At 69.7% G+C, this 13,861-nt stretch carries 13 protein-coding genes; 5 read left to right on the forward strand and 8 right to left on the reverse strand.

From position 1 onward, the window contains the following. Window positions 1-4: 4 nt before the first annotated feature. Window positions 5-1,525, reverse strand: a complete 1,521-nt coding sequence (locus tag GGR24_RS06230; RefSeq protein ID WP_183394378.1) for a hypothetical protein — start codon at window positions 1,523-1,525, stop codon at window positions 5-7. Between the two features lie 334 nt (window positions 1,526-1,859). Between GGR24_RS06230 and GGR24_RS06235 the strand changes: the two genes are divergently transcribed. The 3 genes from GGR24_RS06235 (at window position 1,860) to GGR24_RS17825 (ending at window position 5,046) form a co-directional block, all read left to right on the forward strand. After that, window positions 1,860-2,504, forward strand: a complete 645-nt coding sequence (locus GGR24_RS06235; RefSeq protein WP_183394379.1) for a DUF1007 family protein — start codon at window positions 1,860-1,862, stop codon at window positions 2,502-2,504. Further along, window positions 2,501-3,478 carry a HoxN/HupN/NixA family nickel/cobalt transporter gene (locus tag GGR24_RS06240; protein ID WP_183394380.1) on the forward strand — a complete coding sequence of 326 codons (978 nt, stop codon included), beginning with the start codon at window positions 2,501-2,503 and terminating at the stop codon, window positions 3,476-3,478. Before GGR24_RS06235 ends, GGR24_RS06240 begins: the two co-directional genes overlap by 4 nt. Before the next feature lie 68 nt (window positions 3,479-3,546). Next, complete coding sequence (locus tag GGR24_RS17825) at window positions 3,547-5,046, forward strand: phospholipase D-like domain-containing protein (protein ID WP_343066208.1); 1,500 nt, start codon at window positions 3,547-3,549, stop codon at window positions 5,044-5,046. Here the strand turns inward: GGR24_RS17825 and GGR24_RS06250 are convergent. Both GGR24_RS06250 and GGR24_RS06255 read right to left on the reverse strand, forming a co-directional pair. Continuing rightward, window positions 5,024-5,992, reverse strand: coding sequence for a lysylphosphatidylglycerol synthase domain-containing protein (locus tag GGR24_RS06250; protein ID WP_183394381.1), 969 nt, complete (start codon window positions 5,990-5,992; stop codon window positions 5,024-5,026). The genes GGR24_RS17825 and GGR24_RS06250 overlap by 23 nt on opposite strands. After that, the gene (locus GGR24_RS06255) at window positions 5,989-6,783 is read right to left on the reverse strand and encodes an endonuclease/exonuclease/phosphatase family protein (protein ID WP_183394382.1); all 795 of its coding nucleotides are present in this window, start codon (window positions 6,781-6,783) and stop codon (window positions 5,989-5,991) included. The genes GGR24_RS06250 and GGR24_RS06255 overlap by 4 nt, the downstream gene beginning before the upstream one ends. Before the next feature lie 114 nt (window positions 6,784-6,897). Between GGR24_RS06255 and GGR24_RS06260 the strand changes: the two genes are divergently transcribed. Both GGR24_RS06260 and GGR24_RS06265 read left to right on the forward strand, forming a co-directional pair. Then, on the forward strand, window positions 6,898-7,428 hold the full coding sequence (locus GGR24_RS06260) for a DUF4142 domain-containing protein (protein ID WP_183394383.1): 531 nt from the start codon (window positions 6,898-6,900) through the stop codon (window positions 7,426-7,428). Between the two features lie 163 nt (window positions 7,429-7,591). Then, window positions 7,592-8,239 carry a cysteine hydrolase family protein gene (locus GGR24_RS06265; RefSeq protein ID WP_343066209.1) on the forward strand — a complete coding sequence of 216 codons (648 nt, stop codon included), beginning with the start codon at window positions 7,592-7,594 and terminating at the stop codon, window positions 8,237-8,239. On the opposite strand, the gene GGR24_RS06270 is transcribed toward GGR24_RS06265, so the two are convergent. The 5 genes from GGR24_RS06270 to GGR24_RS06290 all read right to left on the reverse strand — a co-directional run bounded on the left by GGR24_RS06270 (window position 8,236) and on the right by GGR24_RS06290 (window position 13,830). After that, a complete protein-coding gene (locus tag GGR24_RS06270; RefSeq protein ID WP_183394384.1) occupies window positions 8,236-10,302 on the reverse strand; it encodes an NAD(+) synthase in 2,067 nt (688 codons plus the stop codon). The two genes, GGR24_RS06265 and GGR24_RS06270, sit on opposite strands and share 4 nt — an antisense overlap. 69 nt (window positions 10,303-10,371) lie before the next feature. Beyond that, window positions 10,372-11,382: a glycosyl hydrolase gene (locus tag GGR24_RS06275; protein ID WP_183394385.1), complete on the reverse strand. Its 1,011-nt coding sequence runs from the start codon at window positions 11,380-11,382 to the stop codon at window positions 10,372-10,374. Next, window positions 11,379-12,149, reverse strand: a complete 771-nt coding sequence (locus tag GGR24_RS06280) for a TIGR04290 family methyltransferase (protein WP_183394386.1) — start codon at window positions 12,147-12,149, stop codon at window positions 11,379-11,381. Before GGR24_RS06280 ends, GGR24_RS06275 begins: the two co-directional genes overlap by 4 nt. Further along, window positions 12,146-12,751: a histidine phosphatase family protein gene (locus GGR24_RS06285; RefSeq protein ID WP_183394387.1), complete on the reverse strand. Its 606-nt coding sequence runs from the start codon at window positions 12,749-12,751 to the stop codon at window positions 12,146-12,148. The genes GGR24_RS06280 and GGR24_RS06285 overlap by 4 nt, the downstream gene beginning before the upstream one ends. Next, on the reverse strand, window positions 12,748-13,830 hold the full coding sequence (locus GGR24_RS06290; protein ID WP_183394388.1) for an inositol-3-phosphate synthase: 1,083 nt from the start codon (window positions 13,828-13,830) through the stop codon (window positions 12,748-12,750). The genes GGR24_RS06285 and GGR24_RS06290 overlap by 4 nt, the downstream gene beginning before the upstream one ends. Window positions 13,831-13,861 lie beyond the last annotated feature (31 nt).

The following is a 13,861-nucleotide window of genomic DNA, read 5'->3' on the forward strand; positions in this document are numbered from 1 at the left end:
TTCATTACGCGACCTTGCGCTCGCGTCCGTCGTTCTCAAGCCGGTTGCTGATGCGCGAGGCGAAATGTTCGATGTCCTCGGACAGGATCGCCTGCAGGACCGGGTCGCACTTGATGTGGCCGGCGTCGGCGAGCCGCTTCATGAACATGAAGGTGTCGAACACGTCGTGGCGGGCATATTCGAACCAGAGGTCCATCCCCCCGTCGAAGTACCCCGCGTAATGCGGCTGGTCGCCGAGATAGAAATCCGCCCCGTACACCGACACCGGGCGGTCGGCGTGCAGCACGAGGTCGTGCAGGATGTGCCGAAGGGCGAAGCCATGCCCGATGAAGTCGCGCTTCTTCAGGGACGCCCAGATCCTGCTCGGCTGCTCGGGCAGGCTCTTCGCGAAGCGCCTCCGGGTGCTGGGGTGCCGCAGCACGATCAGCTTGGCCGGATGGGCCGCGAGATAGTCCAGGATCTTCTGCGCCCGGCTCCTGACGTAGCCGGTGCCGTAGAAGATGATGTCGGTCCGCGCCCCCGCCAGGGCGCGGTTGTTCTCGATCAGCGCCTGGTCCGTGACGTTGGTGCGCGCCACGAGGTCGTGGGCGTCGATCTCGGCGCCGGCGCTGACGCCGGTCACCGCCGGCCCGACGATCGCGCAGGACTTGCCGCGAAGCATGTCCCGGAACGCCGCGTCTCCTGCCTCGCCGCGATCGGCCAGCAGCCTGCGCGCCTCGTCGACGCGGCCTTCGCTCATCAGCAGATCCAACGTGACGGCGAGCGCTGCGGCTCTGTTTTCGTCCGTCGCCTGCTCCGCCGCAAAGCGGCTGACGAGTTCGTGGCCCGTATCGAAGCGCTCCGCATAGCAGGCGGCCGCCACGGCGAGATGAAGCTCCTCGACGGACTGCGGCGGCGCGTCCTCGGCCGCCGCCAGAACGTGCTCCGCGGCGATCCGCTTGGCGAGCAGCGCGGCGGCCGCGAACTTCTCGCGAAACAGCCGGGCGTAGAGATAGAGCCAGAAATAGGCCGAGAGCTCGGGACGGTCGGCGAGCCGCGCCAGCATGCCGATCGCGTCGCCTTCGCGGGCGTCCCGGGCCCCGAGCGCATGACGCAGCGCCTCGAGCTCCGGCGCCCTGGCGCCGTCTCCGGCCATCATCAGGAACACGTCGGAGCTCTGCGTCTCTCGCCCGAGCTCAAGCGCCAGCCGGCCGCAGGGAAAGCGCTCCCAAGCCCGTTGATAGATGCGCTCCGCGCGCTCCGGCTCTCCGGTCCGCCTCAGGAGAAAAGCGTATGCCGTGAAGCGCGCCAGCGGGGCGTCTTCGGCGTCGATCGATCGCTGATAGGCTTCCGCGGCGCCCTTGTAGTCCTCGATGCGCGTGAGGCAGACGCCAAGCTGGGCGTAGCTGTCGGGGCTGTCGTGGCCAAGACGGATCGCGCGCCGGCGCCACTCCGCCGCGTTCGCGTAGTCGAACCTCTTCTCGTAGCGCCGCGCCTTCTGATAGGCGCGCGCGGCCGCCTTCAGCGTCTTCTCGTCCGGCTCCAAAATCGTCCGCCCGCTGTCCTACCGCGTCGCCGCGGCGCCCCCCGTTCCGCAAAGCGCGCCATCAAACAGACCGACCCCCGCAGGGTCAAGGGAACGGCCCTGCGCGCCGTCCTCCGAGGCCGCGCCACGTGTGGAGCCCGTCACCGGCGCTTTCCCCTCTCGCCGCGCATGGCGAAGCGGGGCGTTCCGGGCCGAATCGTCATCGCCATGTCCGCGGCCGACCATTCCCGCGTCAGGCCAAACCTTCGTGAGACCTCCGGAGGCGCCGGGCCTGCGCCCTGTTTCGGCCTTACTTGCGGTCAAGACCGTCGCCCCCTTTCAGGCGGCGAGGCTCATGACGTCACTGCGGTTCCTGCTGGTCCTGATCGGCTGCCTGGTCGCCTCGGAGGCCTTCGCGCACCCCCATGTCTGGGTCACGGCGCGCAGCGAGCTCGTCTATGGCCCCGAGGGCCGGATGACGGCGGTGCGGCATGCCTGGACCTTCGACGACATGTTCTCGTCCTTCGCCACCCAGGGGCTCGACGCGGACGGCGACGGGAAGCTGACGCGGGAGGAGCTCGCGCCGCTCGCCGAGGTCAACGTGACGTCGCTCGCGGAGTTCAAGTTCTTCACCTTCGGCAAGTTCGGTGACAAGCGCGTGGTGTTCGACACGCCCGTCGACTACTGGCTCGAGAGCGGCCCGCAAGGAGCGCTCACCCTGCATTTCACCCTGCCGGTGAAGGACAACGCCCCCGCGAAGGGCGAGCCCTTCCGAGTCGAGGTCTACGATCCGACCTATTTCGTGGCCTTCGAGTTCGCCAAGGAGGATCCGGCCAGGATCGTCTCTGCGCCCGCAGGCTGCGGCGTCGAGCTCGAGCGCCCGAAAGCGCCGGATGCGGAGCAGTCCAAGAAGCTGAGCGAGAGCTTCTTCAGCGGCCTGTCGCCGGGGGCGAATTTCGGCGCTCAGTTCTCCAACACGCTGCTCGTGGCGTGCCGGTGAATCGATCCCGGCCGCCGTGGCGGCTGCTTGCGCTCGTCGGCGCCGTCGCGCTGGCCTGTGCGGCCGCCCATCCGGCTTGGGCCCAAGGGGCCGCCGGCCCGTTCGGCGTCGGGCGTCCGGACGCGGCCGGCGCGGGCGCGCCGACCGGCGTCTTCGCCTGGATGGCCGCCAAGCAGTCGCTGTTCTACCATGCGCTGTCGCAGGCGATCCGCGCCCTGCGCACCGATTCCGCCGCGCTGTTGTCGCTCGTGGGCCTGTCCTTCGCCTATGGGGTCTTCCACGCCGCAGGCCCGGGCCACGGCAAGGCCGTGATCTCGTCCTATCTGGTCGCGACTGGCGAAGGCTTCCGGCGCGGCGTCGCGCTGTCCTCGCTGGCGGCGCTCGCGCAGGCGGTCACCGCAATCGTGGTCGTTGGAGCGCTCACCGTGGCGCTGGGGGCGACCAGCGTGGCGATGGGAGCGGCCACCTACTGGCTCGAAGCCGCGAGCTACGCAGCGATCACGGCGCTCGGCGCCCTCCTGCTGTGGCGGAAGGGGCGCGGCCTGGCGCGGGCGGCGCGGGGCCTGCCGGTCCATGTCCATGGCCCGGATTGCGCCCATGAGCACGGCGTGGATCCCGCGCTCGTGCAGGGCCCGGTGGACTGGCGGCGCGCCGGCGCCGCCGTGCTCGCCGTCGGTCTCAGGCCCTGCACCGGCGCGCTCATCGTGCTGGTCTTCGCCCTGGCGCAGGGGCTGGCGTGGGCCGGCGTGCTCGCGACGCTGGCGATGGCGGCCGGAACAGCCCTCACCGTCGCGGCGATCGCCTCGCTCGCCGTGGGCGCAAAGGCGACGGCGCTCCGCATCGCTTCCGCCCGGCCGGGCCTCGGCGCGATGCTTCTGGCTGTGCTGGAGACCGGCGCGGCGGCGCTGATCCTCGCGTTCGGCGTCGTCATGCTCGGCGGGCTGCTCAGCGGCAGCGCGCCTCTCGCCGGCTGATCCGCGCGCTCCACATCAGTCACCCCGACGTGAAGCCGTCCGAGGCGCGCCGGCTAACCGAGGATCACGTGGACAAGCCGACCGCTGACCGACCGCCCCTCCCCGCAAGCGCCCCCGAGGCGCCGCGCGGCCAGACATTCGAGCCGGGGTGGAACTGCTGGAAAACCGCCGTCGCGGACCGGATGAGCGTGCTGGTGCATGGCGCGGAGTATTTCGCCGCGCTGGAGACCGCCCTGCGTTCGGCGCGCCGCTCGATCCTGATCATCGGCTGGGACTTCGACCCGAGAATAAGGCTCCGCCTGGACGTCTCCGAAGAGGAATCGCCGCCGCTCGGCCGCCTGTTGCGCCAGCTCGTCGAGGAGCGGCCGGAGCTCGAGGTCCGCGTGCTGGTCTGGAGCTCGGCCGTCGCGCATGGTCCGAGCGGCACCGCCGAGCTGCTGATCGGAACGGAGTGGCAGCAACACCCGCGCATCAGCCTTCGGCTCGACACCACCCATCCGCTCTACGCCGCCCATCACCAGAAGATCGTGGCGATCGACGGCGCGCTCGCCTTCACGGGCGGCATCGACCTCACCGTCAACCGTTGGGACACCGATGAGCACCTCCACCGGGATCCGCGGCGCAAGTCGCACGCCGGCGCCTTCTACGGCCCGATCCACGACGTGCAGGTAGCGTTCGACGGCGAAGCCGCCCGCGAGGTGTTCGATCACGCCTGCTGGCGCTGGAAGAAGGGCACGGGGGAGTCCCCCGAATGCGTCCCTGGTTCGCTCCCTTGGCCGGAGAACGCGCGGACGCATTTCACCGACGTCGACCTCGCGATCGCCCGCACCGTGCCGGACTGGGGCGACGGCCGAAGCGCCCACGAGGCCGCGCGGCTGACGGAGGACATGCTCTGGGCGGCTGAGCGGACCATCTACATCGAAGCCCAGTACTTCGCCGCGACCTTCCTGGGCGACGTCCTGGAGCGCCGCCTCAGCGAGCCGGACGGTCCCGAGGTGATCGCGATCGTGAGCCTCGCCTCGCATGGCTTCATCGAGCGCCAGATCATGGGGCGCAACCGCGACCGGCTGATCCGCCGCCTGCGCCGCGCCGATCGCCACCGCCGGTTCCGCATCTACAATCCGGTGGTGCCGGGCGGCGACAAGGACTGTTCGGTCCTGATCCACTCCAAGCTCGTCATCTCCGACGACCGGCTGCTGCGCGTCGGTTCCTCCAACCTCAACAACCGGTCCGTCGGGCTCGACACGGAGCTTGACGTCGCGATCGAAGCGCGGGACGAAACCGACCGGCGGGCCGTCGCCGCGCTACGGAATCACCTGCTCGCGGAGCATCTCGGCGTGCCCGAGGCGGTTTTCGACGCCACCTTCGCCAAAACCGGCTCCCTGGTCCAAACCATCGAGCGCCTCAACACCGGCGCGCGAGGGCTTCGCTCCTTCGACGCGATCCGCACCCGCGGCTCGACCCGCCCGGTGCCGGGCACCAGCCTGCTCGATCCGGCGCGGCCGTTCGAGCCGCCGTGGCTGCTGCGCCGCCGGGACAAGCGGATCACCCGCCGGCGCGACGCCTGAAGACAAGCTCGGCGCCGAGCAGCGTCAGGGCGCCGATGGCGAGCGGCCCCAGGAAGTAGATCAGCCGGTAGACCAGCAGGCCGCCGATCAGGTCGCTCTGCGGGAGCAGCCGCTGCACGACCGTCTCGATCACCCCGAGCCCGCCGGGCGCGTGGGTGATCATGGTCGCGGCGTTGGCCGCCGCATAGGCGCCGGCGACCTCCGCGTAGCCGGCGTCCGAGATTGCGGCGAGCGCCTGGTGCATGCAGGCCGCGACGCAGGCGAAGTTGACGATCGCGACAAGAACCTGCGCGAGCGCGAGGCGGAACGTCGGCATCCGCAGGCTGCGGCCGAAGACGGTGAAGCCGCGGGGCCGCAGCGCAGCCGCCGCCAGATAGAGCACGGGCGCGGCGAGGCATGCGAGCGCCACCGCGCGGACCGACCTCGCGTCGAGCCGCAGCGCACGCTCCCCGAGGCGTGGATCGGCCAGCAGAGCCGCGCCCGCGAGCGCGAGATGGCCGAGAGCGACCGTGACGCCGCAGAACAGGACGAGCTTCGCGACCTGTTCCGCCGACAGGCCCCAGCGCGAATAGAAGCGGTAGCGGACGGCCCCCGCGCTGGCGCCCGCGAGGCCGAGCGTGTGGCCCAGCGAAAGGCTGCAGAAGGAGGCGAGCGCCGCCTTCCGGTACGGCAGCGGCGCGCCGACATAGCGCAGCCCGAGATAGTCGAAGAAGGTCAGGCAGAAATAGCTCGCCCCCGCGAAGCCGGCGGCCCCCGCCAGGCGCGCGGCCGGAATGGCGCTGACCGCCGCGCCGAGCTCCGCAAGGCTGTAGGGCCGCAGCGCGCGCCAGAGCAGGTAGGCGGCCAGCGCCAGCACGGCCGCGATCCCGACGAGCTTTATGGGTTTGCGCCAGCGCGCCCAGACGCTGCGCCAGCCGGCGAGCGGCGAGGCTGAGGAGAGGCTCATCCGGGCGTCGGGACGCGAAGGTCGGCGCACAGGGGAAGATGGTCGGACGCGATGCGGGCCTCGGGATTGCGGACGGCCCAGAGCCCCCTCACCTCGACCTCCTCGCTGACGAAGATGTGGTCGATCCGCAGCAGCGGCCTGCGCGTCGGGTAGGTGCGGGCGTCGACCTGCGGCCGGGCGTTCTGAACGTCGCGCAGCCGCGCCGCCAGACGCTTGTACGCGCGCGACGTGGGAACCGAGTTGAAGTCGCCCAGCAGCACGATCGGGCTCCTGCAGTCCGGATGACCGAGCCACTCCGGTCCGAGCATCGTTTCGGCCTGAGCGCGGCGCTCGCCGCGCCACAGCCCGAAATGGGTGGTGACGATCTGCACCGCCGCGCCGTCGACCGTGGCTTCCGCCCATAACGCGCCGCGAGGCTCGCGGCTCCAGCGCGCCGGGCCTTCCGAGATCGCCGCCGCCTTCACGAGCCGGACGCCCGGCGCAGAGAGGATGGCGTCGCCATACCGCTCCTCCAGAACGGTCATGGCCGGATGGAAAAACATATCCATTCCGAGCGCTGCGCCGATCTCGGCCGCCTGGTCGACCCCGCCGCTTCGCGCGCGACCGAGATCGAGCTCCTGCAGGGCGACGATCTCCGCCCCGGTCCGAGCGATCACCCGGGCGATCCTCTCCGTGGAGTAGGCGCCATCGAGGCCCAGGCAGCGCCTCACATTATAGGTGAGCACCCGCAGCGATCCCGCGGGCCGATCTGGATCAATCGGCGGCGGCTCGACGAAGTCCTGTGCCCTCATCGGGGCTGCCCAGGGGACTCGGCCGCTCGTCGCGGATTTCTCCGCAAGCTCGGCCGCGCTGCGGAACGTTGTCCTGTCCCTGTGCATTGTTGGAGCAGTTTAGGAGGACGTTCTATGAGAAAGCTCACTCTGATAGCCGCAGCCCTGATCCTCGCGACCCCCGCGTTCGCGCAATCTGTGGGCGAGAAGACCGGCGTCAACTCGGTGCTCGGCATCGCGCCTAGCACTCAAGACTTCGTGACGCAGGCTGGCGCCAGCGACATGTTTGAGATTCAGTCGAGCGAACTCGTGAAATCTCAAGACGTCGATCCGAAGATCAAGAATTTCGCGAACCAGATGGTCGAGGCGCACACCAAGACGTCGTCCGAGCTCAAGTCGATGGTCGACGGCGGCCAGGTCAAGGCGACGATCCCGACCGAGATGTCGAGCGCGCAGAAGAGCATGATGGAGGATCTGAAGGGCCGTAAAGGCGCCGACCTCGGCGATCAGTATATCGACGATCAGGTTTCGGCCCATAAGGACGCGGTCTCGCTGTTCGAGCGCTATGCGGAAGGCGGCGAGGATCCGGCGCTGAAGGCCTGGGCGGGCAAGACCCTGCCCGAGCTGAAGCATCACCTCGAGACGGCGCAGCAGCTCGACAAGTGACCTGATCTCTTGGGATGACCGGCCGCCTTGCGCGGCCGGTCAGTCGGGCGCGCCTCACCGCGCCTCGACATGCTCCTCACGCTCCCCGAACCCTGACGCCGCGCCGATCTGGGCGAGGCGGGAACGACCAAGTAGCGCCGCGCCTTATGCCTCCGGAGTTCTCGTGTCGGAGGTGACGATGGGCAAGGACGGCAGACCCGCGCAGGAGCGTGAATGTCCCGATCTGTCGGGGCGGACCGTGGCGCATCTGTGCATCGACATGCAGAAGATGTTCGCCGAGGACACGGATTGGCGAACCCCTTGGATGGACCGCGTGCTGCCGGTCGTCGAGGACATCGCCCGGCGCCACGCCGCAGAGACCGTGTTCACGCGCTTCATTCCGCCCTCCTCTCCCGAGCAAGCGGAAGGCTCGTGGCGGGCCTATTTCGAACGCTGGCGCGACTTCACCCTCGATCGCATCGACCCGGAGCTGTTGAAGCTGCTCGATCCGCTGGCGCGGCTCACGCCGCCGGCGACGGTTCTCGACAAGCCCGGCTACTCGCCTTTCCACGGCACGCGGCTGCATGAGCAGCTGCGCGAGCGCGGCGTCGACACGCTGGTGATCACCGGCGCCGAGACCGACATGTGCGTCGCGGCGGCGGTGCTGTCGGCCGTCGAGCGGGGCTATTTCGTCGTGCTGGTGAAGGACGCCCTGTGCAGCTCGAGCGACGACACGCATGACGCGCTCATCAAGCTTTACGCCCAGCGGTTCGGCCAGCAGATCTTCCTGACGACGGCCGAGCCGCTGCTCGCGGCCTGGCCGGAGCGCTAGCGCCGCTCAAGCTCCGGAAGCGCGTCGCGCAGTTCCTGAAGCCAGACGTCGGCGACCGAATCCGACGGCGCGCGCCAGTCGCCCCGCGGCGACAGGCTGCCGCCGGCTGAGATCTTAGGGCCGTTCGGCAGCGCGCTGCGCTTGAACTGGCTGGTCTGGAAGAACCGCCGGAGGAAGGCTTCCAGCCAGCTGGCGATCGTCGGCAAGTCGTACGCGTTCTTCGCGGCGTCCGGGAAATGCGCCGGCCACAGGCCCGCGGAGGCGTCCCGCCACGCGTGCCAGGCGAGGAACGCGATCTTCGACGGCGGCAGCCCGTAGCGCAGGACATGGAACAGGAAGAAGTCGTGGAGCTCGTAAGGGCCCACCTTGGACTGCGTGCTCTGGATGGCGCCGGTCTCGTCGGCCGGAACGAGCTCCGGCGAGATCTCCGTGTCCAGGATCGCGTTCAGGATGTCGCCGGTCGCGGCGTCGAACTGCCCGGTCCGGACCGTCCAGCGGATCAGATACTGGATCAGCGTCTTGGGCAGGCCGGCGTTGACCGCGTAATGGCTCATCTGGTCGCCGACGCCATAGGTGCACCAGCCGAGCGCGAGCTCCGAAAGGTCTCCGGTGCCGACCACGAAGCCGCGGCGCTGGTTAGCTAGCCGGAACAGGTAATCGGTCCGCAGGCCCGCCTGAACGTTCTCGAAGGCGATGTCGTAGACCTTCTCGCCGCTCGCGAACGGATGGCCCATGTCGGCGAGCAGCTGCCGGGCGGCGGGCCGGATGTCGATCTCCTCCGCCTCGACGCCGAGAGCGCGCATCAGCCGCCAGGCGTTGCCCTTGGTCTCCTCGCCGGTCGCAAAGCCCGGCATGGTGAAGCCGAGGATCGTCGAGCGCGGAAGCCCCATCAGGTCGCAGGCCTTCGCGGCCACGATCAGCGCATGGGTGGAGTCGAGACCGCCCGAGACGCCGATCACCATGTGCGAGCCGGAGGTCGCCTCGAACCGCCGGACCAGCGCGCTGACCTGGATGTTGAAGCTCTCGTAGCAGTCGAGGTCCAGCCGCTCCGGGGCGTCCGGCACATAGGGGAAGCGGCGGATCGCCCGCCTGAGGCCGAGATCGGCGAAGCTCGGTTGATGGCGGAAGCGGACGGTGCGGAACGCCGTCTCCGGGTGGCCGCTCAGCGCGGCCGCATCGTTGAAGGTCGGCGTGCGGGCGCGTTCCAGGCGAATGCGCTGGACGTCGACGTCGGCCGCGATGATCTGCGGCTCGCGGGAGAACCGCTCCGACTGGGCGAGCGGCTCGCCCAATTCGTAGATCGAGCCCTGGCCGTCCCAGGCGAGGTCGGTGGTGCTCTCGCCGTCGCCGGCCGCCGAATAGGCGTAGGCGGCGACGCAGCGCATCGACTGGGAGGCGCAGAGCAGCGCGCGGTCGGCGGACTTGCCGACGGTGATGTTGGATGCGGAGAGGTTGCAGAGGATCGTCGCCCCGGCGAGCGCGCCCATCGTCGAGGGCGGCGTCGGCGCCCAGTAGTCCTCGCAGATCTCGACGTGGAACACGAAGTCCCGCAGGTCCTCAGCCGCGAACAGCAGGTCCGTCCCGAACGGCGCCGTCTGGCTGGCGACATCGATCTCGAGCCCCCGAAGACCGGCGCCGGAGGCGAACCAGCGCTTCTCGTAATACTCGCGGTAGTTCGGCAGGAAGGTCTTGGGGACCACGCCAAGGACGCGGCCACGGGCGATGGCGATGGCGCAATTGTAGATCCGGCCGTTCCGCCGCAACGGCGCGCCCAGCAGCAGGACCGTGCCGAGGTCGCGGCTGCGCTCGACGACCTCGCCGAGAGTGCGCTCGACGCCGGAGAGCAGCGCGTCCTGGAGGTGGAGATCGTCGATCGCATAGCCCGAAAGGCCCAGCTCCGGGTAGATCAGCAGGTCGACGCCCTGCTCCGCCGCCGAGACCGCCTGCTCGATGGAAGCCGCGGCGTTCCGCTCCGGATCCGCGACGAAGACCTTTGGCGTCGCGACGCCGACGCGCACGAAGCCATGCCGGTGGAACGACGCGAAGCCTGCGGGTTCAGCCATGGGTTCCAAAACAGCTCCGACGCGGACCAGGGGCTCGGCTCGCAGCTATAGGGCCGCGCCGGCGAACCGTCACGTCCGGCCGCTGCCGCCGGCGCCGCCGACGTGGCGCAGCAAGGTCTCGAGACTGGCCGAAGGGTCCTTGCTGGCCCACTCTTCGTCGCTCACGGGCGCCTCAGCCTCGGCGGCCGTTCCGGCGGGCGCGTAGCGGCGGACCATATCGCCGCAGAAGGCCGCGAACTCCTCCGGATCGATCGGCGGGCTGGTGTGGTGAGGCGCGATCCCGCGGTGCTCCGGGGTGAAGCAGAAGGTGACGGTGACGTCGAAATCGGCGAGCGCCGCCATCTGCCGGTCGAACCAGTCGAGCGCGTTGGGGCGGAAGCTGTCGGCCCATGACAGGCCGGTGCGGACATGGCGCACGCCCAGCCGATGCAGCCACGCGACCGCCTCGTCGAGCCGGTGGTCCTCGAAGTGGAACCACTGGCAGACGCCCATTCCCTTCCCCGCCTCGGCGAACGCCTGCAGGGCGGGCTTCGGAGCGCCGTCTTCGCGCAGCAGGCCCATATGGAAATGCCTGTAATAGGACGAGCCCTCCGCCTCGCGATGGCGTGTCGTGGCCTCCCAGGCCTTGGGCAGATCGTAGAGGCTGTACCAGTGCACGCGGTCGACCCTGCCGGCCAGCAGTTCGGCGGTGCGCCGGACGCCCCAGGCCTGGACCTCCTCGGAGCCGAAGCTCGACACGCCGACCTCCGTGACCCAAACGGGAAGATGGGTCGCTCGCCTGATTTCCTCAACCTTTTCCGGCCACTCGTCGATCTTCCAGAGATTCCAGTCGAGCGGGAAGCCATGGACGGCGACGACGTCGACATGGTCGAGCACCCCGCGCTCGGCGAGCCGCAACAGGAAGAACGGGTCGATCGGCGACATGCCGCCCAGCACGCGCGGCAGGGCCGGGTTGGCGGCCTTGATGGCCTTGCCGGCCGCGGTCGCGGTTTCGGCGAAGCGGCTCCAGTCCGGGTCGAGCTCGAGGTCCCAGTGGGACTTGTTGTTCGGCTCGTTCCAGATCATCGCGGCTTCGATCATCGCGCGGCTCCGCGTGCGGGATAGACGGCGCCCTGCCACGGCGATGCGCCGCGGCGGCAGATGAAGGTGTCGGGCTCCGGTCGGGAGACGATCTCGAAGCCGGCGGCGCGCAGCATGGCCTCGGAGCCGGCCCTGTTGGGGATCCACCAGTTGCTCGGATCGCCCGCATAGGCGTGCTCGACGAAATAGGCGAGCGGGTAGCCTTCGGCGTCGAACTCGCCTTCGGAGAACTCATAGTCGGACTTGACCTGATGGACCTCGTCCGTGCCGCGCTGAAGCGTCTGGAACAGCAGCATGTCGCCCGCGACATGCTCGTGGATCAGGTCGAGCGCGAGCAGCGGATGGCGCAGGTGGTAAAGCACGCCCATGAACACCACCACGTCGAACCGCTCCCCGAGCGCCGCCACGTCATAAACCGAGAGCTGCCGGAAGGTGACGTCGAAGCCGAGTATCTCGGCGGCGAACTGCGCCTGGGCGAGATAGCGCTCGTCATGGTCGACCCCGAGCACGCGGCCGGCGCCGCGACGCTTCATCTCGAAGGAATGGAAGCCCGCGTTGCAGCCGATGTCGAGGACGCTGGCGCCGTTCAGGTCGTCGGGCAACGCATGCGCGAACCTGCTCCACTTGTCCGAAGGGTGATTGCCGAGGAAGTGCCCAGGCGCTGTCTCGATCCCGTTGAGGTCGAGATTGTGGAACCAGGGGCCGAGCTCCGCGACGCGCCGGCGAATGTCCTCCACCGCCCTCGGCCCGGCGTCGCCCGGGCTCATCGACGGGTCTCCACCGGACCGAAGTTTCCCGGTTCGCGGCTCAGGACGCCGAACTCGCCCGGCCCGATGTCGATCCTCCAGTAATCGCCAAGCAGCATGCCGAGCTCGCTCAGCAGCACCGACTTGATGACGTCCGCATGGCTCACCACCACGACGATGCGCTCGTCGTAGCGATCCGCCAGCCGGGCGAGGCCGCCGAGCGCCCGCGCCTGGACCTCGCTCATCGTCTCGCCGCCCGGCGCCCGCGCGTGGTCGCGATCCTCGTTCCAGATCCGCCAGCGGGGATCGCCGGCGAGCTCGTCGAACCGCTTTCCGGCCCACTCGCCGACGTCGATCTCGTCGAAGGCTTCGTCGACCTCGACCGGCACGCCGAGGTCCGCCCCGATCACGGCCGCGGTGTCCTGCGTCCGCTCGCGGGGGCTCGCCACTATGGCGGCGGGGCCCCACGCGGCGGCGGGCGCGAAGGCCGCGACCTTCGGGGCGACCCGTCCCGCCTGCCGGCGGCCCTCCTCGTCGATATGGACGCCCGGCGTGCGGCCCAGCAGGCGCTCGCCGAACCCGCGATGGCGGCCGTGCCGGACGAGGAAGAACAGCGCGGTCATGAGTCGTCCGCGCGGCCGTCGACGAAGGCGGCGGCGAGCTCCGCCGCCTCATGGTCGGTGAACTGCCGCGGGGGCGACTTCATGAACCACGCGGAGGGGCCTTCGAGCGGCCCCGCCACGCCCCGGTCGAGCGCGAGCTTCGCGCAGCGCACCGCGTCGATCACGATGCCGGCCGAGTTCGGCGAGTCCCAGACGTCGAGCTTGAGTTCCACGGAAAGCGGCGCGCCGCCGAACGCGGTGCCCTCGAGCCGGATGTACGCGGTCTTGCGGTCCGTCAGCCACGGCACGTGGTCGCTGGGCCCGACATGCACGTCGGAGGCGGGCAACGGCACGTCGAACTGGCTCGTCACGGCCTGGGTCTTGGACACCTTCTTCGAGGTCAGGCGCGATCGCTCCAGCATGTTCTTGAAATCGGAATTGCCCCCGAAATTCAGCTGATAGGTGCGGTCGAGCCGCACGCCGCGCTCGCGGAACAGGTTCGCCAGCGTGCGATGCACGATCGTCGCGCCGACCTGGCTCTTGATGTCGTCGCCGATCAGCGGCAGTCCCCGCTCCCTGAAGCGCTGGGCCCAGGCAGGGTCGGATGCGATGAACACGGGAACGCAGTTGACGAAGGCGCAGCCCGCCTCGAGCGCCTGCTCGGCGTAGTATTCCGTGGCCTGCTGGGAGCCGACCGGAAGGTACGACACGAGGACGTCGGTCGCGCTGTCGCGGAGCGCGTCCGCCACCGCGACCGGCGGCTCCTCGGACTCCGGCACGTCATCCGCGAGGTGCTCGCCGATGCCGTCGAGCGTCGGACCCCGCAGCACGATCGGCCCCGGCTCCGGCAGCTCGGCGAAGCGTAATGTGTCATTGGGCGCCGCCAGCAGGGCCTCGCGCAGCGGCCGGCCGACCTTCGCGGCGCTGACGTCGAAAGCCGCGGAAATCGAGACGTCGTCGACATGATATCCGCCGACGTCCGCGCTCATCAGCCCCGGGATCGGCTCGTTGCCTCTGGCGTCCCGGTAGTACGCGAGCCCTTGCGCGAAGGACGATGCGCAGTTTCCAGCCCCGACGATGCCGACCCTGAGCCCTGGCAAGCTTCTGCCTCCCGGTTTCGCCGCCAGAGCG

Source organism: Hansschlegelia beijingensis (assembly GCF_014196425.1).
Taxonomy (GTDB): Bacteria; Pseudomonadota; Alphaproteobacteria; order Rhizobiales; family Methylopilaceae; genus Methylopila; species Methylopila beijingensis.